General features: G+C 62.4%; 25 protein-coding genes and 1 tRNA gene. 12 read left to right on the top strand and 14 right to left on the bottom strand.

Annotated features, from left to right (window positions below; all coding sequences use genetic code 11):
- Nucleotides 1–25 precede the first annotated feature (25 nt).
- The 4 genes from KHO33_RS19860 to KHO33_RS19845 form a co-directional block, all read right to left on the bottom strand.
- Complete coding sequence (locus tag KHO33_RS19860; RefSeq protein ID WP_200565170.1) at nt 26–1,606, bottom strand: DEAD/DEAH box helicase; 1,581 nt, start codon at nt 1,604–1,606, stop codon at nt 26–28.
- Nucleotides 1,607–1,839: 233 nt separating this feature from the next.
- A complete protein-coding gene (gene trhA, locus KHO33_RS19855; RefSeq protein WP_054034457.1) occupies nt 1,840–2,460 on the bottom strand; it encodes a PAQR family membrane homeostasis protein TrhA in 621 nt (206 codons plus the stop codon).
- Between the two features lie 118 nt (nt 2,461–2,578).
- Nucleotides 2,579–3,877, bottom strand: a complete 1,299-nt coding sequence (locus KHO33_RS19850; RefSeq protein WP_054034455.1) for a c-type cytochrome — start codon at nt 3,875–3,877, stop codon at nt 2,579–2,581.
- Between the two features lie 21 nt (nt 3,878–3,898).
- Nucleotides 3,899–4,630, bottom strand: coding sequence for a c-type cytochrome (locus KHO33_RS19845; RefSeq protein ID WP_054034453.1), 732 nt, complete (start codon nt 4,628–4,630; stop codon nt 3,899–3,901).
- A gap of 369 nt (nt 4,631–4,999) precedes the next feature.
- Here KHO33_RS19845 and copC point away from each other — a divergent pair, with 369 nt between their 5' ends.
- Nucleotides 5,000–5,377 (top strand): copper homeostasis periplasmic binding protein CopC, encoded by a 378-nt coding sequence (copC, locus tag KHO33_RS19840; RefSeq protein ID WP_054034451.1) that lies wholly within the window; start codon nt 5,000–5,002, stop codon nt 5,375–5,377.
- Nucleotides 5,374–6,306 (top strand): CopD family protein, encoded by a 933-nt coding sequence (locus KHO33_RS19835; protein WP_200565169.1) that lies wholly within the window; start codon nt 5,374–5,376, stop codon nt 6,304–6,306. The genes copC and KHO33_RS19835 overlap by 4 nt, the downstream gene beginning before the upstream one ends.
- 85 nt (nt 6,307–6,391) lie before the next feature.
- On the opposite strand, the gene KHO33_RS19830 is transcribed toward KHO33_RS19835, so the two are convergent.
- The 3 genes from KHO33_RS19830 to dgoD form a co-directional block, all read right to left on the bottom strand.
- Entirely contained in the window at nt 6,392–6,622 is a 231-nt protein-coding gene (locus KHO33_RS19830) for a YodC family protein (protein ID WP_054034677.1), read from the bottom strand.
- Between the two features lie 26 nt (nt 6,623–6,648).
- Complete coding sequence (locus KHO33_RS19825) at nt 6,649–6,951, bottom strand: hypothetical protein (RefSeq protein ID WP_054034449.1); 303 nt, start codon at nt 6,949–6,951, stop codon at nt 6,649–6,651.
- Nucleotides 6,952–7,179: 228 nt separating this feature from the next.
- The gene (gene dgoD, locus KHO33_RS19820) at nt 7,180–8,328 is read right to left on the bottom strand and encodes a galactonate dehydratase (protein WP_093635551.1); all 1,149 of its coding nucleotides are present in this window, start codon (nt 8,326–8,328) and stop codon (nt 7,180–7,182) included.
- Between the two features lie 242 nt (nt 8,329–8,570).
- On the opposite strand from dgoD, the gene KHO33_RS19815 reads away from it, so the two are divergent.
- Nucleotides 8,571–9,278, top strand: a complete 708-nt coding sequence (locus KHO33_RS19815; protein ID WP_200565267.1) for a FadR/GntR family transcriptional regulator — start codon at nt 8,571–8,573, stop codon at nt 9,276–9,278.
- A 47-nt stretch (nt 9,279–9,325) separates the two neighbouring features.
- Here the strand turns inward: KHO33_RS19815 and KHO33_RS19810 are convergent, their stop codons facing one another.
- Nucleotides 9,326–10,861: a DHA2 family efflux MFS transporter permease subunit gene (locus KHO33_RS19810; protein WP_200565168.1), complete on the bottom strand. Its 1,536-nt coding sequence runs from the start codon at nt 10,859–10,861 to the stop codon at nt 9,326–9,328.
- A gap of 137 nt (nt 10,862–10,998) precedes the next feature.
- On the opposite strand from KHO33_RS19810, the gene KHO33_RS19805 reads away from it, so the two are divergent.
- A complete protein-coding gene (locus KHO33_RS19805; RefSeq protein ID WP_054034675.1) occupies nt 10,999–11,442 on the top strand; it encodes a MarR family winged helix-turn-helix transcriptional regulator in 444 nt (147 codons plus the stop codon).
- Between the two features lie 128 nt (nt 11,443–11,570).
- Here KHO33_RS19805 and KHO33_RS19800 read toward each other — a convergent pair whose 3' ends face one another.
- From KHO33_RS19800 to KHO33_RS19780, 5 genes are all read right to left on the bottom strand, one after another.
- Nucleotides 11,571–11,900 carry a hypothetical protein gene (locus tag KHO33_RS19800; protein ID WP_200565167.1) on the bottom strand — a complete coding sequence of 110 codons (330 nt, stop codon included), beginning with the start codon at nt 11,898–11,900 and terminating at the stop codon, nt 11,571–11,573.
- 85 nt (nt 11,901–11,985) lie between these two features.
- Nucleotides 11,986–12,062, bottom strand: a tRNA-Met gene (locus KHO33_RS19795).
- A gap of 86 nt (nt 12,063–12,148) precedes the next feature.
- Nucleotides 12,149–13,807 (bottom strand): MFS transporter, encoded by a 1,659-nt coding sequence (locus KHO33_RS19790; protein ID WP_054034445.1) that lies wholly within the window; start codon nt 13,805–13,807, stop codon nt 12,149–12,151.
- Nucleotides 13,808–14,037: 230 nt separating this feature from the next.
- On the bottom strand, nt 14,038–15,576 hold the full coding sequence (locus tag KHO33_RS19785) for a sensor histidine kinase (RefSeq protein WP_054034443.1): 1,539 nt from the start codon (nt 15,574–15,576) through the stop codon (nt 14,038–14,040).
- Nucleotides 15,577–15,585: 9 nt separating this feature from the next.
- Nucleotides 15,586–16,365, bottom strand: coding sequence for a response regulator transcription factor (locus KHO33_RS19780; protein WP_054034674.1), 780 nt, complete (start codon nt 16,363–16,365; stop codon nt 15,586–15,588).
- A 233-nt stretch (nt 16,366–16,598) separates the two neighbouring features.
- Between KHO33_RS19780 and recA the strand changes: the two genes are divergently transcribed.
- The 8 genes from recA (at nt 16,599) to KHO33_RS19740 (ending at nt 25,282) form a co-directional block, all read left to right on the top strand.
- Nucleotides 16,599–17,675: a recombinase RecA gene (recA, locus tag KHO33_RS19775; RefSeq protein ID WP_054034441.1), complete on the top strand. Its 1,077-nt coding sequence runs from the start codon at nt 16,599–16,601 to the stop codon at nt 17,673–17,675.
- A gap of 7 nt (nt 17,676–17,682) precedes the next feature.
- The gene (gene recX / locus KHO33_RS19770; RefSeq protein WP_407946187.1) at nt 17,683–18,612 is read left to right on the top strand and encodes a recombination regulator RecX; all 930 of its coding nucleotides are present in this window, start codon (nt 17,683–17,685) and stop codon (nt 18,610–18,612) included.
- Between the two features lie 185 nt (nt 18,613–18,797).
- Entirely contained in the window at nt 18,798–19,547 is a 750-nt protein-coding gene (locus tag KHO33_RS19765; RefSeq protein WP_200565166.1) for a DUF2889 domain-containing protein, read from the top strand.
- The gene (sucC, locus tag KHO33_RS19760) at nt 19,544–20,713 is read left to right on the top strand and encodes an ADP-forming succinate--CoA ligase subunit beta (RefSeq protein WP_120303042.1); all 1,170 of its coding nucleotides are present in this window, start codon (nt 19,544–19,546) and stop codon (nt 20,711–20,713) included. Before KHO33_RS19765 ends, sucC begins: the two co-directional genes overlap by 4 nt.
- A 126-nt stretch (nt 20,714–20,839) precedes the next feature.
- Complete coding sequence (gene sucD, locus KHO33_RS19755; RefSeq protein WP_030101039.1) at nt 20,840–21,721, top strand: succinate--CoA ligase subunit alpha; 882 nt, start codon at nt 20,840–20,842, stop codon at nt 21,719–21,721.
- Nucleotides 21,722–21,864: 143 nt separating this feature from the next.
- On the top strand, nt 21,865–22,569 hold the full coding sequence (locus KHO33_RS19750; protein ID WP_200565165.1) for a TerC family protein: 705 nt from the start codon (nt 21,865–21,867) through the stop codon (nt 22,567–22,569).
- Between the two features lie 230 nt (nt 22,570–22,799).
- A complete protein-coding gene (locus tag KHO33_RS19745) occupies nt 22,800–23,360 on the top strand; it encodes a pilin (protein WP_328822802.1) in 561 nt (186 codons plus the stop codon).
- A gap of 137 nt (nt 23,361–23,497) precedes the next feature.
- Nucleotides 23,498–25,282 carry a PglL family O-oligosaccharyltransferase gene (locus KHO33_RS19740; RefSeq protein ID WP_200565164.1) on the top strand — a complete coding sequence of 595 codons (1,785 nt, stop codon included), beginning with the start codon at nt 23,498–23,500 and terminating at the stop codon, nt 25,280–25,282.
- Nucleotides 25,283–25,351: 69 nt separating this feature from the next.
- Here the strand turns inward: KHO33_RS19740 and moaC are convergent, their stop codons facing one another.
- A complete protein-coding gene (moaC, locus tag KHO33_RS19735; RefSeq protein ID WP_175050798.1) occupies nt 25,352–25,828 on the bottom strand; it encodes a cyclic pyranopterin monophosphate synthase MoaC in 477 nt (158 codons plus the stop codon).
- Nucleotides 25,829–25,950 lie beyond the last annotated feature (122 nt).

The following is a 25,950-nucleotide window of genomic DNA, read 5'->3' as shown; positions in this document are numbered from 1 at the left end:
GCGGGCAGTGCTTGAAACTTGAAACTTAACGGCCGCGCTGGCCGCTGCGTGTCGGCTGGCCGCCACGCGGCGCGTCGTTGCGCGGCTTTGCGCCACCCAGCAACGCACCCGGATTGCCGCCTTGCGGCTTTGCAGCCTGCGGTTTGCGCGGTGCATGTTGTGCGGCGCTGCCTTCGTGCGCCGCTGCACGCGGCTGACCGTCATGACGCTGGCCATCGCGGCGCGGCTGGCCGCCGTTGCCGGCCGGCTTCGCACCTTGCGGCTTCGGCTGCTGCTGACCATTCGCCGGACGCTGACCCGAACGTTGTGCGGGCTTGGCCGACGACGCGCCATCGCGGCGGCCGCCGTCACGCTGGCCACCCTCGCGCTTCGGCGCACCCTGGCTCTGGCGCGGCTGACGATTGCCACCGCCGCCACCACCACCCTGGCCACGGCGCAGAATCGGTTCCGGCTTCGCAGTCGGATCCGGCTCAAAACCGGCGATCACTTCCTGCGGCACCTGACGCTTGATCAGCTTCTCGATGTCCTTCAGCAGTTGCAATTCGTCGACGCACACCAGCGAAATCGCTTCGCCCGATGCGCCTGCACGACCCGTGCGGCCGATGCGGTGCACGTAGTCTTCCGGCACGTTCGGCAAATCGTAGTTGACCACGTGCGGCAGCTGATCGATATCGATGCCGCGTGCGGCGATGTCGGTCGCGACCAGCACTTGCAGCGTGGCGTCCTTGAACTCGGCGAGCGCGCGTGTGCGGGCCGACTGGCTCTTGTTGCCGTGAATCGCCAGTGCGCTGATGCCGTCTTTCGTCAGCTGTTCGGCAAGGCGGTTCGCGCCGTGCTTGGTGCGCGTGAACACCAGCACCTGGAACCAGTTGTGTTGCTTGATGAGGTGCGTGAGCAGCTCGCGCTTCTTATCGCGGTCGACCGGGTGAATCTTTTGTGCGACGAGTTCAGCCGTCGTGTTGCGGCGGGCGACTTCGATCAGCGCCGGCGAGTCGAGCAGATTGTCGGCGAGCGTCTTGATCTCGTCCGAGAACGTAGCCGAGAACAGCAGGTTCTGACGCTTCGGCGGCAACTTCGCGAGCACGCGCTTGATGTCATGGATGAAGCCCATGTCCAGCATGCGGTCCGCTTCGTCGAGCACGAGAATCTCGAGGTGCGACAGGTCGATGGTCTTCTGCTGCATGTGGTCGAGCAAGCGGCCCGGCGTCGCGACGACGATGTCCACGCCGCTGCGCAGCGCGCCGATTTGCGGATTGATGCCGACACCGCCGAACATCACGGTCGACTTCAGTTTCAGGTACTTGCCGTAGGCGCGCACGCTTTCTTCGACCTGTGCGGCCAGCTCACGCGTCGGCGTGAGGATCAGCGCGCGCACGGCGCGCTTGCCCGACGCCGTGGTGACAGCGGGCATGGTGTTCAGACGCTGCAGGATCGGCAGCGTGAAGCCGGCGGTCTTGCCGGTGCCGGTCTGCGCGCCAGCCAGCAGGTCGCCGCCGTTGAGCACGGCGGGGATTGCTTGTGTCTGGATCGGAGTCGGGGTGGTGTAGCCGAGTTCGTGTACAGCGCGGACCAGCGGTTCGGACAAGCCGAGGGAATCAAAAGACATAAATGCTCTTTGCAATGCAGTTTCGCGAACGGCACCAGACGGCACCCAATGGACCCAGGCGGGTACCAGCGGGTACAGGCACGGCATGAACACGCCTCTATGGCGCGTTCGAGGCCAAAGCCCAGTTCCGGTCGCAGAGAAATCGGCGGCACGCTCACATGCGTGCCGAATGCTTCAACGCGCTATCAAGACACGTTGACTGGCCTTAAGTTGCATTTCGCCGCCGTGGGATGTCACGCGACGTAGCGCGCAACACTGACGAATTGACACAGACTGCCCGCCAGTACGAACAGGTGCCAGATACCATGTCCGTGCCGGATGCGCTCGTCGTTGATGAAGAAGTAGATGCCGGCGCTGTAGATGACCCCGCCGGCCACGAGCCAGGCGGTACCCGCTGCCGGTAAAGCTTGAACCAGCGGGCGGACGGCAACGAGCGCGAGCCATCCCATCAAGACATACAGCACCATCGAAACGCTGCGGGTGCGTCGCCCGAGCGTCAGTTCCTGCACGATGCCGAGAGCGGCAAGCCCCCAGCTTACGCCGAATAGCGACCAGCCCCACGGTCCACGCAAAGTGACCAGCGTGAACGGGGTGTAGCTGCCGGCAATCAACAGATAGATCGCCGAATGGTCGCATTTTTGCAGAACCGCTTTGACACGCGGGTTGCGCACGCTGTGGTAGAGCGTGGAGATAGCATACAGCACGAACAGCATCGCGCCGTAGACGCTGAAACTCACCACCTTGTACGCGTCGCCGTCGAGCGCGCCCATTGTCACGAGCGTAGCCAGCCCCGCCACCGACAGCACGGCGCCGACGAGATGGGTAATGCTGTTGAAACGCTCACCGACTTGCACGGCTCTTTCCTCCTGCGCGATTTCATAAGGGTTTATACCCACATGATACCGGTCCTGCAAAAACGAAGGGCGCGGCCGCGTTATTCGCAGGCCGCGCCCCAAGTGCATCTGACGCTGCTTAGTCGAGCGGCGCCGAGCGCAGATCGGACACTTGCTGCGGCGACACAGCCGTACCGTGGTTGCCCCATGACATACGAATGTACGTCACGACGGCGGCCACTTCCGTGTTCGACAGTGCCTGTGCGAACGGCGGCATGCCATACGGATGCGGGTTGGCGTCCGTGCTCGGCGGATAACCGCCGTTCAGCACCATACGGATCGGGTTGACCGCCGACGGCATCTGGATCGACTGGTTGTTCGCCAGCGGCGGGAAGGACGGCGGCATACCAAGACCGTTTTCCGCGTGACACTTCGCGCAGTTGTCAGCGTAGATCTTCTGACCTTGCTTCAACAGTTCGCCACCGAACTTTTCCGAGGTTTCGAGCTGCAGCGGTTCCGGTGCTTCGCTCTTCTGCGGAATCGTCTTCAGGTACGTGGCCATCGCGTTGATGTCTTCGTCCGACATGTACTGCAGGCTGTTGTGAACCACTTCAGCCATCGGACCGAACACCGCGCCACGGTTCGACACACCGGTCTTCAGCAGATCGGCGATGTCTTTGGTTTCCCAGTCGCCGAGGCCGGCTTCCTTGTTCGACGTCAACGAAGGTGCGTACCAGTTCTGCAGCGGGATCAGGCCGCCGGCAAACGCAGCCGAGCTGACCGGGCCGCCCATGGCGTTGATCGACGTGTGGCACATGCCGCAGTGGCCGAGGCCTTCGATCAGGTACGCGCCGCGGTTCCATTCGACCGACTTGGTCGGATCAGCCTTGTACTCGCCTTCGCGGAAGAACAGCGTGCGCCAGCCGATCAGCATGTTGCGCTGATTGAACGGGAATTTCAGTTCGTGCGGACGGCTCGCCACATTGACCGGCGTGACCGAGCGCAGGTACGCGTAGATCGCGTCCGAGTCGGCGCGCGTGACCTTCGTGTAGCTCGTGAACGGGAAGCCCGGGTACAGCAGGCTGCCGTCTTTCGAACGGCCCGTGTGCATCGCGCGGTAGAAGTCGTCCTGCGTCCACTTGCCGATACCGTACTGGTCGTCAGGCGTGATGTTCGGCGTGAACATCGTGCCGAACGGCGTCAGCATGGGCAGGCCGCCGGCGAACTGCTTGCCGCCGCGCACCGTGTGGCAGGCGATACAGTCGCCGGCGCGGGCGAGGTACTCGCCCTTCTTGATCAGCGCGGCCTGGTCGGCGGGCGTTGCCGCCATGGCTGTGCCGTTATGCAGGTTGTCGCCGCCCGACCACAGGACGGGAACGAGTGCGGCAGCCGCAACGACGACGACTGCCGAGAGGGCGAACAAAGACTTGCGTTTCATTTGAGTGTCTCTCCCGGTGCCTTATTGCGGTTCGCTGCCGCAGGCAAGCGGAGTCTTCAACGAGCGGGCCGGAGCCGGCACGGGGTTTTGTGGAGCCTTTTGCGTGGAAAGCCAGGCAGCAACGGCGTTCACGTCTTCGTCAGTCAGGCGGGTGGCGATGGTGTGCATGCAATCCGGTGCGATGGCATGGCGCGAGCCCGAACGCCATGCGCCCAATTGCGCGCTGATGTAGTCAGCATGCAGGCCGACCAGACCCGGGATAGCGGGTTCCATGCCGGTCAGCGCCTTGCCGTGGCAAGCCGCGCACGCCGGAATCTGTTTGGATGCGTCGCCGTTCAGGACGATCTGCTGGCCGCGCGCAACGATGGCCGCCGACACGGTCGGCTTGGCCGGCGTGGGGTAGGGCGGGCGTTGCTGCGAGAAGTACGTGGCGATCTGATGAAGGTAGTCGTCAGAAAGATACGTGACGAGGTAGTTCATGGGCGGGTACTTGCGGCGCCCTTCGCGGAAGTTCTGCAACTGGTTGTACAGATAGTCGGCCGGCTTGCCCGCCAGACGCGGGAAGTAGTCGTTGTCGGTACCTTGGCCGTGCGAACCGTGGCAAGCCGTGCAGCCTTGCACGCGCGCTTCCATCGTATCGGGGGCCTTCGGTTGAGTCTGCGCTTTCGCAGCGCTATAGACACCCGCGGAGCCGATCAGCAGAAGGGCAAGCAACGGGCGGAAAATGCGTCTTGAAGACACGCGTAACTCCATCAAAATCGGGGACCTGACCGAACTTCGAGCGGCTCGGTGTGAAGGGCAGCCGGCGCTGCGGCGACGCAGCATTCTATCATCGAAGGGTGATGGTGACTATTTGCCACATTAGAGAAGGTTCCGGGTGTCACGGCGATGCGACAGTTTGACGCGCGTCGTTGGCTGGCAAGCGGAGCGGGCGTCCCGATTCTATCCCCGGTATCGCGGGCACATGTTGCGTTCCTGCCGGCTCGCATAACAAAGCAGGTTGAACCGACGCGCGCGCCGGCCATCGAAGCGTACACTTCCGGGCGCGCCGGCGTCCGTCCGACGCGGACGACCTTCGGCTCACCGTCTACCGTTTTACTTTCCACGAGCTATCGGCCTTACATGAAGCTATTCAATTTTTCCCGTCCGGCGCTCCATGCGTTGACGTTCGGCGCCGCGGCGCTGGTCATGACGTCCACGGCTTTCGCGCATGCGCATCTGGTGTCGAGCGAGCCTGCGGCAAACGCCGAAGTGGCCGCTGCCACTGAAGTGACGATTCATTTCACCGAGCCGCTCGAACCGGCTTTCAGCCGGATCGAACTGAGCGACGCGAGCGGCAAGTCCGCCGCGCCGGCTGCGTCGCAAGTCGACCAAAGTGATGCAAAGGTGATGCACCTGGCGCTGCCGCAGTTGACGGCCGGCCGCTACGCGGTGCACTGGATCGCGGTAGCCACGGACGGCCACCGTACGCAAGGCAACTTCGCGTTTATCGTCAAATGAGCATGGACGGACTGTGGATCGGGCAGGTCGCGATGGCCGCGCTCATGAATGTCGCGTTTGCGTTTGCTGTCGGTTCGGCGTTGCTCAGCGCCTGGCTCGCCAAGGACGCGCAGAGCAAGATCAACCCCGCCCGGCCCGCCTGGTTGCGCGCGCAACGGTCGATGCTGACGGCCACCGTCGTGCTGGTGCTCGCGGATCTGGGCTGGCTGCCGTATCAGGCGGCGTCGATGAGCGGCGTCGCGTTGCCGGCGGCGATTGGCGTGGTGCCGACTGTCTTGACGCAAACCCATGTCGGTTACGGCTGGAGCGTGGCGTTCGCCGGCGCGCTGGTGCTGCTGGGCACGGCCATGGCCAGTCATACTGGCATGCTGCGCAATGCGCTGCTGTGGCTCGCGGTGATCGCAATTGCGGCAGGCAAGGCGTCGCTCGGACATGCCGCCGATGCCGGCCCGGCCTCGGCGGCGATCGGCATGCAGACGTTGCATGTGCTGGTGACAAGCGTCTGGGGCGGACTGGCGATGGCGGCGGGGCTCGCGGTATTGCCCGCGCTCGGCACGTCGACCGCGCGCGGGATGCTGATCCGCACGGCGACCCAGGTGTCGAGCGTATCCGTCGTGGCGGTCGGGCTGGTGCTGCTCACTGGTGTCTTCAACGCCGTGCGTGGCTCGGGCGGCTCGTTCGAAGCCATCCAGATGAGCACGTGGGGCCATGTGCTGACGCTGAAGCTTGCGCTGGTCGCGCTCGCACTGGTGCTCGGCGGGCTCAATCGCTTCTCGGCGCTGCCGCGCCTGCGCCGCACGGCCTCGACGATGGACGCGCATACTTTCGTCAACGTGCTGTATCTGGAAGCACTGGCGATGATCGGCGTGTTCGTCGCAGCGGCCGTGTTGTCGCACAGTGTGCCGGCATTCGCCGCGTTGGGCAGTTAGGGCTAAAAAAAGCGCCGCACAGCAAAGGCGTGCGGCGCAATACACACGGTCGCCCGGCGGTGGCCGGCTGATCCGTTACTGCCCTCTAGGCGGTGAACGCGTTGTGCGCCCGTTCCAGCGTCTCTTCCGGAAACATTTCCTGCTGCAGTTCGCCGTCGTTGCCGAACCACTGGCAGATCAACCAGTTGCCCGGCGCGAACAGCACCGGTCCGCTCCAGGTGGCGGTCATCGGACGTCCACCGGATTTGAGCGTCAGGACATCGCCGGCCCGGTAGGCAGGTTTCGCGGGGCTCGCAGGTCTCTTTCGCAGCCGCATGATGAGCGTCCGTCCGATGAAACCGATCATTCGAGGCCTAGCCGATGTCCGAGAATCGGCGCGCAGAAGAGCGCGATCGCGCAGCCCGCTGCTTTGCCTTCCAGTTCAGCGCCGGCGGCGCGTGAGCCGTACATGTGCGTCAGCAGGTCGAAGAGTTGCGGCAGGCAGTACAGCACCGCGGCCGCGATAAAGCATTTTTCGACTATCGAGATGCGCCAGCCGCGTTCATACGCGAGCATCGCGCCGATGATGCGAAGCACGCCGAATACCACCAGTGCGCCGACGGCGGCCTGTTCGCGGATCAGATAGTCTGGAAGGAATTCGCCCATGATGTTCCCCGATGCATTTGTCGTTCTGAATGCATTTGAGCAAGGAGCGGGCCATGCGTATGTCTGATGCCGAACAAACGGCTTGAAAGCCTTTATGGATAAGGCTTTGCGGGTGATGCGACCGAACCGGTAAAGTGCCGGAAAGGGCGTATTCCGGCGGCTTCGGTCCGTGGTGTTACGTAACTGAGACGGCGCACGCTACGTCTGCCGTAACGTGCGCGCCGGCCATTACCATTCCGCGACGCTGCCATCCTCATGGCGCCATACCGGATTGCGCCAACGGTGGCCGACCTTCGCCATCTCGCGCACCTTCTCTTCGTTCACTTCGATGCCGAGGCCCGGGCCTTGCGGGATCGACACAAAGCCGTCTTCGTATTTGAAGACTTCGGGGTTCCTGATGTAGTCGAGCAGGTCGTTGCCCTGGTTGTAGTGAATGCCCAGGCTCTGTTCCTGGATGAACGCGTTGTAGCTCACTGCGTCGATCTGCAGGCAGGTCGCCAAGGCGATCGGACCGAGCGGGCAGTGCAGCGCGAGAGCGACGTCGTACGCCTCGGCCATCGAGGCGATCTTGCGGCACTCGGTGATCCCGCCCGCGTGCGACGCGTCCGGCTGGATGATGTCGACATAGCCGCCCGACAGGATGTGTTTGAAGTCCCAGCGCGAATACAGACGTTCGCCCAGAGCGATCGGCGTGTTGGTCTGGTTGACGATGTCGCGCAAGGCTTCCGCGTTTTCCGACAACACCGGCTCTTCGATGAAGAGCAGCTTGTACGGGTCGAGTTCTTTGGCCAGCACCTTCGCCATCGGCTTGTGCACGCGGCCGTGGAAGTCCACGCCGATGCCGATGTTCGGTCCAACCGCTTCGCGCACAGCGGCGACGTTGTTGATGACACCCTGCACCTTGTCGAAGGTGTCGATGATCTGCAACTCTTCGGAGCCGTTCATCTTCACGGCCTTGAAGCCGCGCTCGACCACGGCGCGCGCGTTGTTCGCGACATCGCTCGGACGGTCGCCGCCGATCCACGAATACACCTTGATCTTGTCGCGCACCTGGCCGCCCAGCAGCGCATGAATCGGCACGCCATGATGCTTGCCCTTGATGTCCCACAGCGCCTGGTCTACGCCGGCGATCGCGCTCATCGTGATCGGACCGCCGCGGTAGAAGCCCGAGCGATACATCACCTGCCAGTGGTCTTCGATCAGCAGCGGGTCTTTGCCGATCAGATAGTCGGACAGCTCCTCGACGGCGGCCGCTACGGTATGCGCGCGGCCTTCGACCACCGGCTCGCCCCAGCCGACGATGCCTTCATCCGTCTCGATCTTCAGGAAGCACCAACGCGGCGGGACGATAAAGGTTTCGAGTTTGGTGATTTTCATGGCGTGCGTCTCCTTGCGGCCTGGGTGCCTGCGTGTGCGGGCAATTTCGAGGATTCACATGCTACAACAAAAGTGCGATTAAGTACTATTAATAGTACTATTGGCCAAATAGTGGCCGGGTGACGATAAGGTCGCAGTTGAACGCCACCGAGCATGGCAACTCCGCAACGTCGTTGAATCCGGAAGTTGGCAGGTGGAGATGCCGGATAATCGCGGTCGTTCCGGGCTCAGGTCCGATATCAATAGCGCCGAGAGGCCGCTGGGAGAAAGCTATTCAGCACGATCTGCATGGGCGCGTCGCCCATCTGCTGGCGACCGCGATTCTGCGCGGCGACTACGCGCCCGATTCGATCCTGCCGCGCGAGGCGGAGTTGATGGACACCTTCGGCGTGAGCCGGACAGTGTTGCGCGAAGCGCTGCGTACGCTGACGTCGAAAGGGCTGATCGAATCGCGGCCACGGGTGGGCACACGAGTGCGGCCGAAACATGCGTGGAACCTGCTCGATGTCGATGTGCTCGACTGGTATTCACGTGTTGCCGAGCCGATGGCCTTTGCGCTCAAGCTGCAGGAAATGCGCGAGATGATCGAGCCGTACGCCGCGGGTCTGGCGGCGGCCTCGCATACGGATGACACCTTCAATGCGCTCGCGGCAGCGCATGCGTCCATGGTCGGGGCGCGTAACGTCGATGAATGGGTGCGCGCCGATCTGCAGTTTCATCTAAGCGTGCTGACGGCCTGCAGCAACGAATTGCTGATTCCGCTCGGCACACTGATCGAGAGAACGCTCGAAGCGCAGCTACGCCTGAACGCGAAACGCGCGGACGTGTTCAACGCGTCGCTGGCCGAACACACGGCGGTGTTCGAGGCGATCCGCGACCGTGATGCAACGGCGGCGCGAGAGGCAATGGCAGGATTGCTGGGTGTGACGCGCGGAAGAATCGAGGCGTGAGCGTGGCGCGAAAACTCTGCCGCTCCCGCTTGACGCCATCACCGTACTCAATCCATCGCCGCGTGCGCCACTGAGGCGTCCGGCGCGTGGCGCGCTGGGCGGATCAACAGCAGCAGCGGGATGACCAGTAGCGTCGCCACGAACATCAGCTTGAAGTCGTTCAGATAAGCGATCATCGACGCCTGCTGCGTAATCGACGCATTCAGCACCGCCAGGTCGTAATTCGAGCCGCTATTGAGCATCGGCTGGATTGCCGGATTGAACGGCGTGACATTCGCCGCGAGGTCGGCATGCGAGACCTGCGTGTTGCGGGTCATCAGTGTCTGCACGATCGAAATGCCAATACTGCTGCCAATATTGCGCATCAGGCTGTACGTCGCGGTGCCGTCCGCGCGCAGTTCGGGCGTGAGCGTGGAGAAGGTCAGCGCGCTCAATGGCACGAACACGAGGCCGAGACCAAAGCCCTGAACCACGCCAGGCCAGACGATGTCCGACTCCGACAGCACGATCGTGTAATGCATCATCTGCCACAGTGCGAACGCGGAGATCAGGAAGCCGGCGAGCAGGAGAAGCCGCGCGTCGATCCGCTTCAATAGGCGTCCGGCGAACAGCATCGCGACCATGGTTCCCGCGCCGCTCGGCGCCGTGACGAGGCCCGTGGTCGCGACGGGATAGTTCATCAGGTTTTGCAGCATCGGCGGCAGCAAGGCGCGCGTCGCATACATCACCGCGCCGATTACGAAGATGAAGAACGTGCCGGTGGCGAAGTTCGGGTCCTTCAGCAACTCATATTTGAAGAACGACTTCTTGCCGACCGTAGCCGTATGCACGAGGAAGAACGCGAAGCTGATCGCCGCGAGCAGCGCCTCGATGACGATCTCATTCGAACCGAACCAGTCGAGCTGCTCGCCGCGGTCGAGCATCGCCTGCAGCGCGCCGATCGCGAGACCCAAGGTGGCAAAGCCGAACGCGTCGAACTTCGCGTCGTGCTTTGGTTCACGCGCGGGCAGGAAGGTCGCCACGCCGAACAGCGCGAACGCGCCGATCGGCACGTTGATGAAAAACACCCAGCGCCAGTTGTAGCTATCGGTGAGCCAGCCGCCGAGCGTCGGCCCGAGAATCGGTCCGACCATCACGCCCATGCCCCACACGGCCATCGCCTGGCCCTGCTTTTCGCGCGGATTGATGTCGAGCAGGATCGATTGCGACAGCGGCACCAGCGAGGCCCCGAAAATCCCCTGCAGCAAACGCGATGCGACGATCTGCGTCAGCGTTTCCGACAAGCCGCATAGCGCCGAGGCCACCGTGAAGCCACCGATCGAAAAGATCAGCAGCCGCTTGACGCTCAGCCGGTCGGACAGCCAGCCGGTCAGCGGCGTGGCGATCGCGGCCGCGACGATATACGAAGTCAGCACCCACGTGATCTCATCCTGCGACGCCGACAGCGTGCCCTGCATGTGCGGCAGCGCGACGTTGGCGATGGTGCTGTCGAGCGTCTGGATCAGCGTCGCGAGCATGATCGAGACGGTGATCATCGGCCGATTGAGCGGGGCGGCGCTCGTCGACGCGGAGTCGGTTGACATGGGAGAGCAGGACCTTCGATATAGTAAGCATGCTTATTATATTGGTTGCAAATGCCTCCGCCCACCAGGATTTATGCGGAGCCTGAATTGTGTCCATTCCGACGATGACAAACGAAACCCTTTCGTATAATCCGCGCATGACTACCCAACTCGAAGAGCGCTTCGGCTTTCTGATTTCCGACGTCGGCCGCCTGACAGGCAAGCGTTTCGACGATCTCGCGAAGTCATCGGTCGATCTGACGCGCGCGCAGTGCCGCGTGCTGGCTAATCTCGCCCATTACGGCGACGTCAATCAGGCGCGGCTCGCGGACCTGCTCGAAGTCGCGCCGATTTCGGCGGGGCGTCTGCTGGACCGGATGGAAGAGGGCGGCTGGATCGAGCGCACGGCCAATCCGGAGGATCGCCGCGAACGCCAGGTGCGCATGACACCGAAGGCCGAGCGCACGCTCGGCAAGGCCCGCAAAGTGGGCGATGAAGTTGCGCTCGAAGCGCTGAACGGTTTTACCGACGAAGAAGCGAAGCAGCTCATCGCGCTGCTGCAACGGGTGCGCGGGAATCTCAGTCGACTGGTGGATCGGTGAGCGTGGGGCTTGGCCGTTTTTGTTAGAGCAGCACCGGGTTAAGACACTGCAAAGGAGCTAGCGCAAGCTAGCTCCTTTTTTAGTTGCGAGCGTTAAAGCCGACAACTCGATTGTGCAAAGTCATCCGCCTATTTGGATTCGGGGGCGGCGCCCGACGGCTGAACCAGTTCGAAGCACGCAGCCTTCGATTTCGCATCGGTCGACGACGGGTCGACACATTTGAAGGCGCTCTGATCGCGCTGAACGAAGATCGTATCGGTTGGGCCGGCATTGCCGCGCGCGCCGTTCACTACGGCGACGATTTTGTAGCCGTCCTGCAGCAACGTCGAAAGGGTGAGGGTACTGGCGCGCCACTGACTGTCGGGCGGCGTTTGGGCGTTGGCGGAGAGCGGCGATGCGGCGGCGAGAAGCGTGCTGGATGCGGTGGCCACGGCAAGCGCGGCGGTACGGAACGTCATCAAGAAACCTCCTTGAAGTTGCTGTTTGGGAAAGCCAAAACAAAAAAGCCGCTGACCTTGTGGATCAGCGGCTTCTTCTTGCAACTGGTGGCGAATCAGGGACTCGAACCCCGGACCTGCGGATTATGATTCCGTCGCTCTAACCAACTGAGCTAATTCGCCGAAAGAAGCGAGATTATGAGGATAGGGCCGGAGGCTGTCAACCCCCGGCCCGCAACTTTTTTAAATTGCCCGGGCTGTCAGGCGTTTCAGTCCTTCGCGTAGATGTCCGAGTCCTTGGTTTCCCTCACGAACAGCACGCCGATCACGAGCGTGATGAGCGCGACCACAATCGGATACCACAGCCCCGAGTAGATGTTGCCCTTGGCCGCCACGATCGCGAAGGCGGTCGCCGGCAGGAAGCCGCCGAACCAGCCATTGCCGATGTGATACGGCAGCGACATCGAGGTATAGCGGATGCGCGTCGGGAACATCTCCACCAGCATCGCCGCAATCGGCCCGTAGACCATCGTCACGTAGATCATCATGATCGTCAGGATCACCACGCTCATCGGCCAGTTGATCTGCGATGGATCGGCCTTCGGCGGATAGCCGGCGGTCTTCAGCGTGGTCGCAAGAGTCTTGTCGAACACCTTGCCCTGGTCCTTGGCGTCGGCGGCCTTGCCGTCATACGTGTTGATCACCGTATCGCCGACCTTGATCTCCGCCAGCGAGCCGGCAGGCGCCGCGACGTTCTCGTAGTTCAAACCGGCTTTCGAGAGCGCGCTCTTGGCGATATCGCACGAGCTCGTGAACTTCGCCGTGCCGACCGGATTGAACTGGAACGAACACTCATCCGGGTTCGCGATCACGACAATCGGGGACTTCGCCGTGGCCGCTTCCAGCGCCGGGTTCGTGTAGTGACTCAGCGCCTTGAACAGCGGGAAGTACGTGCAGGCAGCAATCAGCAGGCCGGCCATGATGATCGGCTTGCGGCCGATGCGGTCCGACAGCGAGCCGAAGAACAGGAAGAACGGCGTGCCGATCAGGAGCGCGATCGCGATCAGGATGTTGGCCGTCGCGCCGTCGACCTTCAGCGTCTGCGTCAGGAAGAACAGCGTGTAGAACTGACCCGTGTACCAGACCACGGCCTGGCCGGCGGTCAGGCCGATCAGCGCGAGAATCACGATCTTCAGGTTCTTCCATTGACCGAACGCTTCGGACAGTGGCGCCTTCGAGGTTTTGCCTTCGGCCTTGATGCGCTCGAACACCGGCGATTCATGCAGTTGCAGACGAATCCACACCGACACGCCGAGGAGGATGATCGACGCGATGAACGGAATGCGCCAGCCCCATGCGCCGAACGCGTCTTCGCCCATGGCCGTGCGCACGCCGAGAATTACCAGCAGCGAGAGGAACAGGCCGAGCGTGGCGGTCGTCTGGATCCATGCGGTGTAGAAGCCTCGGCGTCCCGCCGGCGCATGTTCCGCGACGTAGGTGGCCGCACCGCCGTACTCGCCGCCGAGTGCGAGGCCTTGCAGCATCCGCATCGCGATGAAGATCACTGGCGACACAATGCCGATCGACGCATAGCCGGGCAGGAAGCCGACCAGGAAGGTCGACAGACCCATGATCACGATTGTGATGAGGAACGTGTATTTGCGCCCGACCATATCGCCGAGGCGTCCGAATACGATCGCGCCGAACGGCCGTACCGCGAAGCCCGCGGCGAAACTAAGAAGCGTAAAGATGAAAGCGGCAGTCGGATTGACGCCGGAGAAGAAGCTCTTGCTGATGAAGATTGCAAGTGAACCGGCCAGATAGAAGTCGTACCACTCGAAAACCGTACCTAGCGACGATGCGAAGATCACCCGCTTCTCATCGCGCGTCATCGGCACGTGCGAGATTTGCCCGCCAACGGTAGCCATATGTCGTCTCCAATATTGATATGTGCACGCGGTCCGCCGGCAAAGGCGTTCCCGTGAAACCGATTATTGGAGTGGAAACTTACGGCGTACTGACGTGGAGGGGTGAAATGGCGGTTTCCGGTGTGTGTAGGGAAATCCCATCAAAATGCGGCAACTGGCCACTAAGTTCTTATAATTTTCGGCAAACATATCTCAATATGACGCCGGACCAAGCGTGGATTTTTGCGCTCTTAGGGTAAGTCCCGTGCCCGTTCGAGTACGTGCAAGCTGACACGCACGAGGGTTCCGGCGAGCCGTGGGGAGGTTTGATAGACGTTATCGTCGATGGTCATCTCCCCGCCGTGCATCGTCGTGATCTCGCGGACGATCGCAAGCCCGAGGCCGCTGCCGTCGCCTTCGCGGCCGAGAATCCGGTAAAAACGCTCGACCACCCGCGAGCGCTCGGCCACCGGAATGCCGAGCCCGGTGTCTTCTACTTCCAGATGCACGAGTCGCGCGGACACGTCGTGCCGCACCCGCACGGTGATCCGCCCGCCAGGCGGTGTGTAGCGGATCGCGTTGTCGATCAGATTCGACAGCATTTCCCGCAGCATGACCGGATTGCCGTCGACTTCGACCGGCTCTTCGGGGGCTTCGTAACCGAGGTCCATCTGCTTGGCGAGTGCGGCTTGTACCCAGTCACGCACCGCGCTGCGCGCTACTTCGGTCACCTCGACCGGCGTGAAAATCTGGCCCGACATCCGGTTTTCCGCGCGCGCCAGCGCCAGCAATTGGGTGACGAGGCGCGCCGCGTGCTCGGAGCTGGTGGCGATCTGTTCGAGCGAGCGGTGGACTTCCTCGGAAGCGTCCTGGCGCAGCGCGAGCTCAGCCTGGGTGCGCAGGCCGGCAAGCGGCGTTTTCATCTGATGCGCGGCGTCTGCGATAAAGCGCTTCTGCAACTCCATGTTCTGCTCGAGGCGCGTCAGCAGATCGTTGAACGATGTCACCAGCGGCTCGATTTCCGGCGGCGCGCGGCGGGCTTCGAGCGGCGACAGATCGTCCGGGCGGCGCGCGCGAATATGTGCCTGCAGGGCATGCAGCGGCGCGAGTCCGCGCGACAGGCCGAACCACACCAGCAGGATCGCCAGCGGCAGGATCACGAACTGCGGCAGGATCACGCCTTTGATGATGTCGTTAGCGAGCTGGCTGCGTTTGTCGAGCGTCTCGGCGACCTGCACCAGCACCGGCTGGGCGCCGGGCGTCTGCGGAAACTCGACGGTCGTATAGGCGACACGGATATCGTTGCCGCGCAGCACGTCGTCACGGAATTCGACGAGACCCGGCGGTGGCCGGTCTTCCTCGTGTGGCAGCGGCATGTCGCGCTCGCCGCCGACCAGTTCGCCGCGCGTGCCGAGCACCTGATAGAACACGCTGTCGACGTTGTCGGCGCGCAGAAAGTCGCGGGTGGAGTCGGGCAGCGACAGCTCCGCCACCCCGTTGATCGGATGGATCTGGCGGGCGAGCACGTAGGCGTCGGTTTCGAGCGCGCGGTCGAACGGGCCGTTGGCAATCGATTTGGCGACCAGGTAGGTGACCGCGAGGCTCATCGGCCATAGCAACAGGAGTGGCGCCAGCATCCAGTCCAGAATCTCGCCGAACAGCGAGCGCGGGCGCGCTTCGGCGGCGGCTTCGGTCTCGTCAGGCGGAGCGAACGGATTGGCGTAGCGCTCGTCGCGCACCTCGTCGAGGTCCGCCGCGTGCGCCGTGGCGCGATCTGCGCGTGCGGACATGGAAGCCCTCTATTTGAAGTGGTGGCTCGCGGGCATCGCGGCCGACGGGGGCGAAGAGGGCGGCTCCGATTCGGCGGGCGGATTGGCGCTTGGGCTTACGTTCGCGTTCACGTTCGACGGCAGGGCGGCTTTCTCGAGGCAGTACCCGAGGCCCCGCACAGTAATGATGCGTACGCCGCTCGGCTCGATCTTCTTGCGCAGCCGGTGCACGTAGACTTCGATCGCGTTATTGCTGACTTCTTCGCCCCATTCGCACAGATGGTCGACGAGCTGTTCCTTCGACACCAGCCGGCCGATCCGCTGCAGCAGCACTTCGAGCAAACCGAGTTCGCGCGCCGACAGGTCGATCACCTGCTCGTTGACATAGGCGATCCGGCCAACCTGGTCGAACGACAGCGAACCGTGCCGCACCACCGTCGGGCCGCCGCCGGCGCCGCGCCGGGTCAGGGCGCGCACGCGCGCCTCGAGTTCGTTCAGCGCGAAAGGTTTGGCCATGTAGTCGTCAGCGCCGAGATCGAGGCCTTTGACGCGCTCGTCGACGCTGTCCGCCGCCGTGAGGATGAGCACAGGCACGGTCGAGTTGCGGGCGCGCAGGCGGCGCAGCACCTCGAGCCCGGACATGCGCGGCAGGCCCAGATCGAGGATCAGCAGGTCGAAAGTTTGCATCGACAGGGCGGTGTCGGCCTCGACGCCGTTCTTCACATGATCAACGGCATAGGCCGATTGGCGGAGTGATCGAACCAGACCGTCCGCGAGTATGCTGTCGTCTTCGGCAATCAGAATTCGCATGGTGCGCAAGCCTGGCCTTGCCGGCACCTTGGGGTGTCCCCCCGGCGCGCAGCGGTCTCCGAAAATTATTGTGGGTAGTTGGGCAGCGCGACAGTAAAAATGCGCGTTCGCATGAGAATCGCGCTTGCCAAAACTACTGTTTTTTTATACAGTGTCTGAGTTTCGTGTGCTGTCCGTGAAAACTGGGCTGCACATCTGCCTCAGACGCCGTTCATCATAGCAAAGGACGATTCATGGAAGAAAGCAAGAAAGGCTCGGCTGGACTGACTGCTGAAAAGAGCAAGGCACTCGCTGCCGCGCTTGCGCAGATCGAAAAGCAGTTCGGCAAAGGGTCGGTCATGCGGCTCGGCGCAGGTGAGGCGGTCGAAGATATCCAGGTGGTCTCAACGGGATCACTCGGCCTCGATATCGCGCTGGGCGTCGGCGGTTTGCCGCGTGGCCGGGTGGTTGAAATTTATGGTCCGGAGTCGTCCGGTAAAACCACGCTGACGCTGCAAGTCGTCGCCGAAATGCAGAAGCTCGGCGGCACGGCAGCGTTTATCGACGCGGAGCACGCGCTGGATATCCAGTATGCGGGCAAGCTCGGCGTGAACGTCAACGACCTGCTGGTTTCGCAGCCGGACACTGGTGAACAGGCGCTCGAAATCGCTGACGCACTCGTGCGCTCGGGCTCGATCGACATGATCGTGATCGACTCGGTCGCGGCACTCGTGCCGAAGGCCGAAATCGAAGGCGAAATGGGCGACTCGCTGCCGGGTCTGCAAGCGCGTCTGATGTCGCAAGCGCTGCGCAAGCTCACCGGTACGATCAAGCGCACCAACTGCCTCGTGATCTTCATCAACCAGATCCGTATGAAGATCGGTGTGATGTTCGGCAACCCGGAAACCACCACGGGTGGTAACGCGCTGAAGTTTTACGCGTCGGTGCGTCTGGACATTCGCCGGATCGGTTCGATCAAGAAGAACGACGAAGTGATCGGTAACGAAACGCGCGTGAAGGTGGTGAAGAACAAGGTTGCGCCGCCGTTCCGCGAAGCGATTTTCGACATTCTGTATGGCGAGGGCATCTCCCGTCAGGGCGAAGTCATCGACCTCGGCGTGCAGGCCAAGATCGTCGACAAAGCCGGTGCCTGGTACAGCTACAACGGCGAACGTATTGGTCAGGGTAAGGACAACGCGCGTGAATTCCTGCGCGAAAATCCGGACATCGCTCGTGAAATCGAAAACCGTATCCGCGAATCGCTGGGCGTGAATGCCATGGCGGAAGTGGCGACCGGTGCGGCCGCTGAAGTCGCGGGCGAAGAAGAGTAACCAGCACGTGATACGCAAGGGCCGGCCGTCGTCCAACGCTGGACACAACGCGGACGGCCCGCGTGACGGTGACGACGATTCGTTCGAGTCGTCGTCCTCTTCATCGACTTCCCGATCCACTCGGTCGTTTGGGCGGTCGTCGGGAAAGTCGTCTAGCAATTCATCCAGCAGTTCGTTCAGTCGTTCATCCGGTTCATCGTTCGGCAAGTCTTCCGGAAGCTCTTTCGGGCGTTCCACCTCACGTTCGCCGCGTGATCCTGCCGGCAACGCTGCTCCCAGACGCTCATACACATCCGATCCCGATCCCTTTGCCGCAGCCGGCGAGGCCGATCCCTTCGAGTCGTTCGACGCGCACGATCGCGCCGCAGGTCGCCAGCCGCAGTCTGATCCCTCCGCGCAGTCTGAAGCGGACCCGTCCGAAACCACCTACACCCGCTCGCGCCGCACACCTGGCGAGGCGAAGCCGGAACAGGACGAGGCAAAAAAATCCCAACGCCCGGCCCGTTCGCTAAAAGGGCGTGCGCTCGGCTATTTGTCCCGGCGTGAATACAGCCGCTCCGAACTGGCGCGCAAGCTGAAGCCGTTCGTCGAGGAAACCGATTCGCTCGATACCTTGCTCGATGCGCTGGAAGCCGAAAACTGGCTGTCCGACTCGCGTTTTGCCGAAAGTCTGATCCATCGGCGCTCGTCGCGCCTGGGCGCGAGCCGGATCGTCGGCGAACTGAAGCAGCATGCGGTCGACCAAACACTGGTCGAAGAAGCCAGTGCGCAACTGCGCGAAACCGAGCTGGCGCGTGCTCAAGCCGTTTGGCGGAAGAAATTCGACCGGCTTCCCGAAACTGCCGCCGAGCGGGCCAAGCAGGCGCGCTTTCTGGCGTCGCGCGGTTTCTCGGGCGCGACGATCGGCAAAATTCTCAAAGGGTTCGACGAGGAGTGACGCGACGGCTAGCTGCGCCATCCCGTTTGACGCACAGTGCGTGCAGCATACCTGCGCGCTTCCCACTTTGAGATAGCGTCTGCCGCGCTCTCCGGCCTGCTGGGCGGCCCTGCGCATTCCGGCCTGTCTCAAATACCCAGTATGCTAAAATTCGTGGGTTTTCCAATCCGGCCTTTCCTTCCCGCATGCCGCTCTCCCCGCCTGTATCCCGTCAGTTGCGCCATCGTCGCGCAATCAGAGCGGAAGCCTATGAGCGAGCCGATGGCCTGTGGGATGTGGAAGCGTGCTTGACCGACGAAAAACCGCGCGATGTGGTGCTTGCGTCGGGCGTCCGGCCCAATGGTCAGCCGATCCATGAACTCTGGCTTCGCATCACCATCGATCGCAAGCTCAACGTCGTCGACGCCGAAGCGTCGTCCGACTGGGTGCCCTATCCAGGGTTGTGCCAGGCCAGCAATCCCGCCTACCGTGCCCTCATCGGGCTCAATCTGTTCCACAACTTCCGTCGCGATGCTGCCCGTTTGCTGGCCGGCACGGCCGGCTGCACGCATCTCACCGAGTTGTGCGCGCTTTTGCCGACCGCCGCAATCCAGGCGTTTGCCGGCGACGTGTGGAACACCAATGACGACACGCCAGGCGAAGCGGCGAGTTCCGGGACCGAGCAGTCCAGAAGCAAAGACAGCACAGACGAGCATTCCAAAAACAAACCGCCATTCCAGCTGGGACGCTGCCACGCGCTGCGTTTCGACGGCGAGGCGGTGCAACAGTTTTATCCGCGCTGGTATGGCCGCGCTCCGTATACAGCGGATCGCGCGGCATCGTCAGGCGACGGGGCAGCCCGCCAGACAGGTGAGGGCGGCAACGCGTCCGGCATGAACGACGGCAGCGGAAACGATGTTCAATCCAACTCTCAGACTGAAGGGAATCACGCATGAAGATTCACGAGTACCAGGGTAAGGAAATCCTGCGGAAATTCGGCGTCGCGGTACCGCGCGGCAAGCCGGTCTTCTCGGTGGATGATGCGGTCAAGGCCGCGGAAGAGCTCGGCGGCCCGGTATGGGTCGTGAAGGCTCAGATCCATGCGGGTGGCCGTGGCAAGGGCGGCGGCGTGAAAGTCGCCAAGTCGCTGGAACAGGTTCGTGAATTCTCGAACCAGATCCTCGGCATGCAGCTCGTCACGCACCAGACCGGTCCGGAAGGCCAGAAGGTGAATCGTCTGCTGATCGAAGAAGGCGCTGACATCAAGAAGGAACTGTATGTCGGCCTCGTGATCGATCGCGTTTCGCAGAAGATCGTCGTGATGGCATCGAGCGAAGGCGGCATGGACGTCGAAGAAGTCGCGGAAAAGACGCCTGAGCTGATCCACAAGATCGCCGTCGACCCGTCGACCGGTCTGAAAGACGCGGAAGCCGACGAGCTCGCAACGAAGATCGGCGTGCCCGCCGCTTCGCTGCCGCAAGCACGCGCGATCCTGCAAGGCCTGTACAAGGCATTCTGGGAAACCGACGCATCGCTGGCCGAAATCAACCCGCTGATCCTGACCGGCGACGGCAAGGTCATCGCGTTGGACGCGAAATTCAACTTCGATTCGAACGCACTGTTCCGTCATCCGGAAATCGTCGCGTATCGCGATCTGGACGAAGAAGATCCGGCTGAAGTCGAAGCGTCGAAGTTCGACCTCGCCTACATCTCGCTCGACGGCAACATCGGCTGCCTCGTGAACGGCGCTGGCCTCGCAATGGCAACGATGGACACCATCAAGCTGTTCGGCGGCGAACCGGCGAACTTCCTGGACGTGGGCGGTGGCGCCACGACCGAGAAGGTCACGGAAGCGTTCAAGATCATGCTGAAGAACCCGAACCTGACCGCGATTCTGGTCAACATTTTCGGCGGCATCATGCGCTGCGACGTGATCGCGGAAGGCGTGATCGCGGCGTCGAAGGCCGTGTCGCTGAAGGTGCCGCTCGTCGTCCGCATGAAGGGCACGAACGAAGACCTCGGCAAGAAGATGCTCGCTGAATCCGGTCTGCCGATCATCGCGGCTGACAGCATGGAAGAAGCGGCTCAGAAGGTCGTCGCGGCTGCTGCGGGCAAGGCGTAAGCCAAACCCCGAGCGCGTTTACCAGGATTACGAATGGCGGCGCGTGAGTGGCGCAACAGCGACGCGGGCGAGAACATTCCGCTTCGCGGCGCCACCGCATGACGCCAAACGAACAGAGGTCAATACATGTCGATTCTGATTAACAAAGACACCAAGGTCATCACGCAGGGCATTACCGGCAAGACCGGTCAGTTCCATACGCGTGCTTGCCGTGAATATGCAAACGGCCGCGAAGCGTACGTTGCAGGCGTGAACCCGAAGAAGGCCGGCGAAGATTTCGAAGGCATTCCTATCTACGCTAGCGTCGCTGAAGCCAAGGCTGAAACGGGCGCGACCGTGTCGGTGATTTACGTTCCGCCGGCAGGCGCTGCTGCTGCCATCTGGGAAGCCGTCGAAGCCGACCTGGATCTCGCAATCTGTATCACGGAAGGCATTCCTGTCCGTGACATGATCGAGCTCAAGGCACGCATGCGCGCAAAGAACAGCAAGACGCTGCTGCTCGGACCGAACTGCCCGGGCACGATCACGCCGGACGAACTGAAGATCGGCATCATGCCGGGTCACATCCACCGCAAGGGCCGCATCGGCGTCGTGTCGCGTTCGGGCACGCTGACGTATGAAGCAGTCGGCCAATTGACGGCGATCGGCCTTGGCCAATCGTCGGCAGTCGGTATCGGCGGCGACCCGATCAACGGTCTGAAGCACATCGACGTGATGAAGATGTTCAACGACGATCCGGAAACGGACGCCGTCATCATGATCGGCGAGATCGGTGGTCCGGACGAAGCGAATGCCGCTGAGTGGATCAAGGACAACATGAAGAAGCCGGTGGTTGGCTTTATCGCGGGTGTTACGGCGCCTCCGGGCAAGCGCATGGGCCACGCCGGCGCGCTGATCTCGGGCGGTGCGGACACGGCCGAAGCCAAGCTGGAAATCATGGACGCATGCGGTATCAAGGTCACGAAGAACCCGTCGGAAATGGCGCGTCTTCTGAAGGCGATGCTGTAATTCGAAATTTGCGGCTCGTACAGCGCATTTTTTGATACGCTTACGAGATCCTTTCGTAAGCGTGCAATTCTAAAAAGCGGGGGAGTCTAGACTCCTCCGCTTTTTTATTGCCCGCGCGTCCGATTCCTTCTTATTTTTTACTCATGCTCGAGTTCTTCGCCACGCTCCATTGGGGCGCAGTCATTCAGATCATCGTCATCGATATCCTGCTGGGTGGCGACAATGCCGTCGTGATCGCGCTTGCGTGCCGTAACCTGCCGCCCGCGCAGCGTACGAAAGGCGTGCTGTGGGGCACGGCCGGCGCCATCGTGCTGCGCGTCGCGCTGATTGCGTTCGCCGTGGCGCTACTCGACGTGCCGTTGCTGAAATTCGCCGGCGGCCTGTTGCTGCTGTGGATCGGTGTGCGTCTGATGGCACCCGCGCATGATGTCCACGAGAACGTCAAGCCGGCCGACAAGCTGATGTCGGCGATCAAGACCATCATCATCGCGGATGCCGTGATGAGTCTCGACAATGTGATCGCGATTGCCGGCGCGGCCGAAGCGGCCGACCCGGAGCATCGCCTTGCGCTGGTGATTTTCGGGCTGGTGGTGAGTATTCCGTTGATCGTCTGGGGCAGTCAGCTGGTGTTGAAGCTGCTCGACCGTTTTCCGATCGTCATCACGCTCGGCGCCGCGCTGCTCGGCTGGATTGCCGGCGGCCTGATCATCAACGATCCCGCAGGCGACCGGTGGCCGATCCTCGATACGCCGTTGGCCGAGTACGGCATGAGCATCGCCGGTGCGGCGTTCGTCGTGATCCTCGGTTATCTGCTCAAGCGCCGCAACGCGAATCGCGCGGCGGCTTGAGGCTGCCGGGCGCGGCTGACCTGAACATCGCCGCTTCAGCGCAACGTTAGCCATTTGGCTGACTGTGTCGAACGCGCGCCGCTGGCTACGATTGAAACGCCTGTCCCCGATTCGAGGGGCAGGCGTTTTTCGTTTCAGGAGCCTGCCGATGACCGTTACTTTGCCGTATTCCCCTTTTTCACAGTCCACGGCCTTCGCCACGGAACGCGTTCGAGCGAGCGCGCTGGACCGTGCCGCTCGCTCGTGCCTGCCGCCGCCTCGGTTCCGGTTTTGGATTCAGCTTCGGCTTTACGCTGATCGAGTTGATGATCGTGCTGGCAATTGTCGGCGTGATCGCGGCCTATGCGATTCCGGCGTATCAGGACTATCTGGCCCGCAGTCGCGTCGGAGAGGGTCTCTCGCTGGCAGCATCCGCGCGGCTTGCGGTGTCCGAAAACGCTGCGAGCGGAAATGCGTTCGGCGGCGGGTATGCGTCGCCGCCTGCCACTCGCAACGTAGAATCCGTTCACGTCGACGACGATACCGGGCAGATCACCGTCGCCTTCACGACGCGCGTCGCGCCTGCCGGGTCGAACACGCTGACTCTCGTGCCCTCGGTGCCGGACAATGCCGAAGCACCCACTGCGCGAATTGCCTTGAGCAAGGGCGCGGTGCAGTCAGGAGCGGTCACCTGGGAATGTTTCGCCGGCGGCAAAACAGCCTCTTCGTTGCCTGCGCCAGGCGCCGGGCCCGCACCAGCCGATACGCCTTCCTTACCGTCGAATCTTGCCCCGCCGGAGTGCCGCGCGTAAGCAATGGGGAGAAAGTTCGGGTGAGTTGTTATCCGAACGTAAAACGCTGATTTTCGGGATATTTCAGCCCAGCCGGCGCACAGCAGGAGAATTTTTTTGTATAGTGCGCCGGTTGCTGACGCCCTCCCGGTTACTCGATGCCCACCCCATTTGCGCGCTACCTGTCTCTCATTCTGTTGGCTCTCGCGTTGGTGCTGCCTTATGCAGTCGCCAACCACACGTATCCGATTCCGACCTTCTACGCTGAATTTACGGCGCTCGCGCTGTATCTGCTGACGGGCGCGGGCGTCGTGCTGCTGGTGGGGACGGCGAAGCCGCGCGTGACGTTTGCGTCGCCCGTTGTCGCTCTGGTGCCGTTGCTGTTCGGACTGGTGCTGGTGGCGCAGTCGGTGCTGCTGCCGGTCTCGCAGCCGTCGATGAACTGGCTCGGCGGCGGTTACCTGCTCGCCGCATTCATGGCGACGCACGCGGGTTACGGCTTCACACGCGTCAAGCTGAACGAAACAGCACTGCGCTGGGCAGCCGGGGCACTCATCGTCGGCGGTCTGTTTGCGGTGTTTTGCCAGGTGATCCAGTTGTTTCACCTCGAAGTGCGCGTGTCGCCGCTGGTCGTCGCCTACAACGTGACCGTCGAGCGCCGGCCGTTCGGCAATATGGCGCAGGCGAACCACCTTGCCACCTATATCGCTTTCGCGATGGCCGGTGCGCTGTTCCTCGTGCAGACGCGCCGCATTGCCGTCAGCATCTGGCTGCTCGTGTCGACGATTTTTGCCATTGGGCTTGCACTTACCGTGTCGCGCGGCCCCTGGTTGCAGATGGGCGTGATCGTGGTGGCGGGTCTCTGGATGGCCTTCGCGCAGATGCGCAGCCAGCCGCTGCTCCGCCGCAGCAATCGCGAATGGCTGATCCCGATCGGCTTGGCGGTGCTGTTCTTCGTCATCAATGCCTTGATCCGCTGGGCCAATGTGCACTATCACCTGGAGCTTGGGCAGTCGGCGGCCGAGCGCTTCAAGGACGCCGGCCAGATCGCGCCGCGCCTCGCGCTATGGAAGTACGGCTGGACGATGTTCAAGGCGCATCCGCTACTGGGCGTCGGTTGGGGCGAGTTTCCGAGCTATCAGTTCGAGTATGTGAAGGCGCTGGGCGGCGTCGAGATCGCCAATAACTCGCACGACATTTTCATCGACCTGCTCGCGAAGACGGGTTTGATCGGCGTTGCGATCGTGCTGTTCGGCCTGATTACATGGCTGGTGCGCGTGGTCCGCGCGCCGCAGAGCGCTGCGCGGGTGTTCGGCATCGCGTTGATCGGCGTGCTGGTCATGCATGCGCTGGTCGAATATCCGCAGCAGTACATGTTCTTCCTGCTGCCGGCGATGTTCGTGTTCGGTTTGCTCGAGACGCGGTCGCTGCGGCTCGTGCCTGGCCGCCTGTCGTTCGGCGCGTTTGCCGTGATCGTGTTTGGCGGCATCGCCGCGCTGTATCCGGTGTATCGCGACTACGCGCGCGCCGAGGTGCTGTACTACGGTTCGCGGCCTGCCGAGCAGTATCGCGCGGATCCATCGTTCCTGTTCCAGGCGTGGGGCGAGTATGGCCTTGCGACGCTGGAGCCGATGAACTCGATGAACCTGCAACACAAGCTCGCGATGCACAAGCAGGCGATCGCGCTGCTGCCGGGTGAGACCGTGCTGCGCCGGTATGCGGTGCTGCAGGCACTGAGCGGCGATACGGCGGGGGCGTTCGATACCGTCGAGCGTCTGAAGATTTTTGCGCAGGAGTTGAAGGACTGGCCGTCGCAGTTGGCCTATGTGTATGAGCTGTGCGACGAGCAGAAGACGCTGACCGGCTTCAAGGCTGAACTGGTCAAGCGCTATGGCATGCCGCCGGGGGATATCAATCAGGACGACGACAGCGAGGACGATTGAGCCGCGCTGTCGTTCTGTAGCGTTGCCTTTAGCCGTAAAGATGGAGCGGGGCGATGACGTTGGCCGTCATCAACCCGCCACCCAATCCCCCGATTTCCCGCCGTGCTTCTCCAGCACTTTCACATCGGTGATCGTCATTCCGCGATCCACCGCCTTGCACATGTCGTACACGGTCAGCAGCCCGACCTGTACGGCGGTTAGCGCTTCCATCTCCACGCCCGTACGTCCCAGCGTTTCCACTTGCACCGTGCAATGCACGCCGGGCAACGTTTCATCGAGCTCGAAGTCCACTTTCACGCGGGTCAGCGCGAGCGGGTGACATAGCGGGATCAGATCGGCGGTGCGCTTCGAGCCTTGAATCGCCGCGATGCGCGCGATTCCGATCACGTCGCCTTTCTTGGCGTTGCCGTCACGGATCAGCGCGAACGTCTCAGGCAGCATGCGAATCGAGCCGCGCGCGATCGCGATGCGCCTGGTCTCCTGCTTGCTGCCGACGTCCACCATATGCGCCTGGCCGGCTGCGTCGAAATGAGTGAGTTCAGGCATGGTTGGGCTCCTTCAGAGGGCGCCTATCATAGCAGCGTGATTGGACGGGTCGAGATGATTACAATCACCGTATGCCCGCTATCTTAGTCCGAGCGGCGGGCGCCGCTTTTCGACTTCGTCAT

The sequence above is a fragment of the Paraburkholderia nemoris genome, assembly GCF_905221015.1.
GTDB classification, from domain to species: domain Bacteria; phylum Pseudomonadota; class Gammaproteobacteria; order Burkholderiales; family Burkholderiaceae; genus Paraburkholderia; species Paraburkholderia nemoris.
This window is presented reverse-complemented; position numbering and strand designations above follow the sequence as displayed.

Coding starts and splice junctions, on each gene's coding strand:
- sucC (WP_120303042.1), top strand. CDS start 19,544: ATGAAGATTCACGAGTACCAGGGTAAGGAAATCCTGCGGAAATTCGGC.
- KHO33_RS19860 (WP_200565170.1), bottom strand. CDS start 1,606: ATGTCTTTTGATTCCCTCGGCTTGTCCGAACCGCTGGTCCGCGCTGTA.
- KHO33_RS19850 (WP_054034455.1), bottom strand. CDS start 3,877: ATGAAACGCAAGTCTTTGTTCGCCCTCTCGGCAGTCGTCGTCGTTGCG.
- recA (WP_054034441.1), top strand. CDS start 16,599: ATGGAAGAAAGCAAGAAAGGCTCGGCTGGACTGACTGCTGAAAAGAGC.
- copC (WP_054034451.1), top strand. CDS start 5,000: ATGAAGCTATTCAATTTTTCCCGTCCGGCGCTCCATGCGTTGACGTTC.
- KHO33_RS19765 (WP_200565166.1), top strand. CDS start 18,798: ATGCCGCTCTCCCCGCCTGTATCCCGTCAGTTGCGCCATCGTCGCGCA.
- KHO33_RS19805 (WP_054034675.1), top strand. CDS start 10,999: ATGACTACCCAACTCGAAGAGCGCTTCGGCTTTCTGATTTCCGACGTC.
- KHO33_RS19835 (WP_200565169.1), top strand. CDS start 5,374: ATGAGCATGGACGGACTGTGGATCGGGCAGGTCGCGATGGCCGCGCTC.
- KHO33_RS19800 (WP_200565167.1), bottom strand. CDS start 11,900: ATGACGTTCCGTACCGCCGCGCTTGCCGTGGCCACCGCATCCAGCACG.
- KHO33_RS19740 (WP_200565164.1), top strand. CDS start 23,498: ATGCCCACCCCATTTGCGCGCTACCTGTCTCTCATTCTGTTGGCTCTC.
- dgoD (WP_093635551.1), bottom strand. CDS start 8,328: ATGAAAATCACCAAACTCGAAACCTTTATCGTCCCGCCGCGTTGGTGC.
- KHO33_RS19750 (WP_200565165.1), top strand. CDS start 21,865: ATGCTCGAGTTCTTCGCCACGCTCCATTGGGGCGCAGTCATTCAGATC.
- KHO33_RS19780 (WP_054034674.1), bottom strand. CDS start 16,365: ATGCGAATTCTGATTGCCGAAGACGACAGCATACTCGCGGACGGTCTG.
- moaC (WP_175050798.1), bottom strand. CDS start 25,828: ATGCCTGAACTCACTCATTTCGACGCAGCCGGCCAGGCGCATATGGTG.
- sucD (WP_030101039.1), top strand. CDS start 20,840: ATGTCGATTCTGATTAACAAAGACACCAAGGTCATCACGCAGGGCATT.
- KHO33_RS19810 (WP_200565168.1), bottom strand. CDS start 10,861: ATGTCAACCGACTCCGCGTCGACGAGCGCCGCCCCGCTCAATCGGCCG.
- KHO33_RS19790 (WP_054034445.1), bottom strand. CDS start 13,807: ATGGCTACCGTTGGCGGGCAAATCTCGCACGTGCCGATGACGCGCGAT.
- KHO33_RS19785 (WP_054034443.1), bottom strand. CDS start 15,576: ATGTCCGCACGCGCAGATCGCGCCACGGCGCACGCGGCGGACCTCGAC.
- KHO33_RS19830 (WP_054034677.1), bottom strand. CDS start 6,622: ATGCGGCTGCGAAAGAGACCTGCGAGCCCCGCGAAACCTGCCTACCGG.
- KHO33_RS19825 (WP_054034449.1), bottom strand. CDS start 6,951: ATGGGCGAATTCCTTCCAGACTATCTGATCCGCGAACAGGCCGCCGTC.
- KHO33_RS19845 (WP_054034453.1), bottom strand. CDS start 4,630: ATGGAGTTACGCGTGTCTTCAAGACGCATTTTCCGCCCGTTGCTTGCC.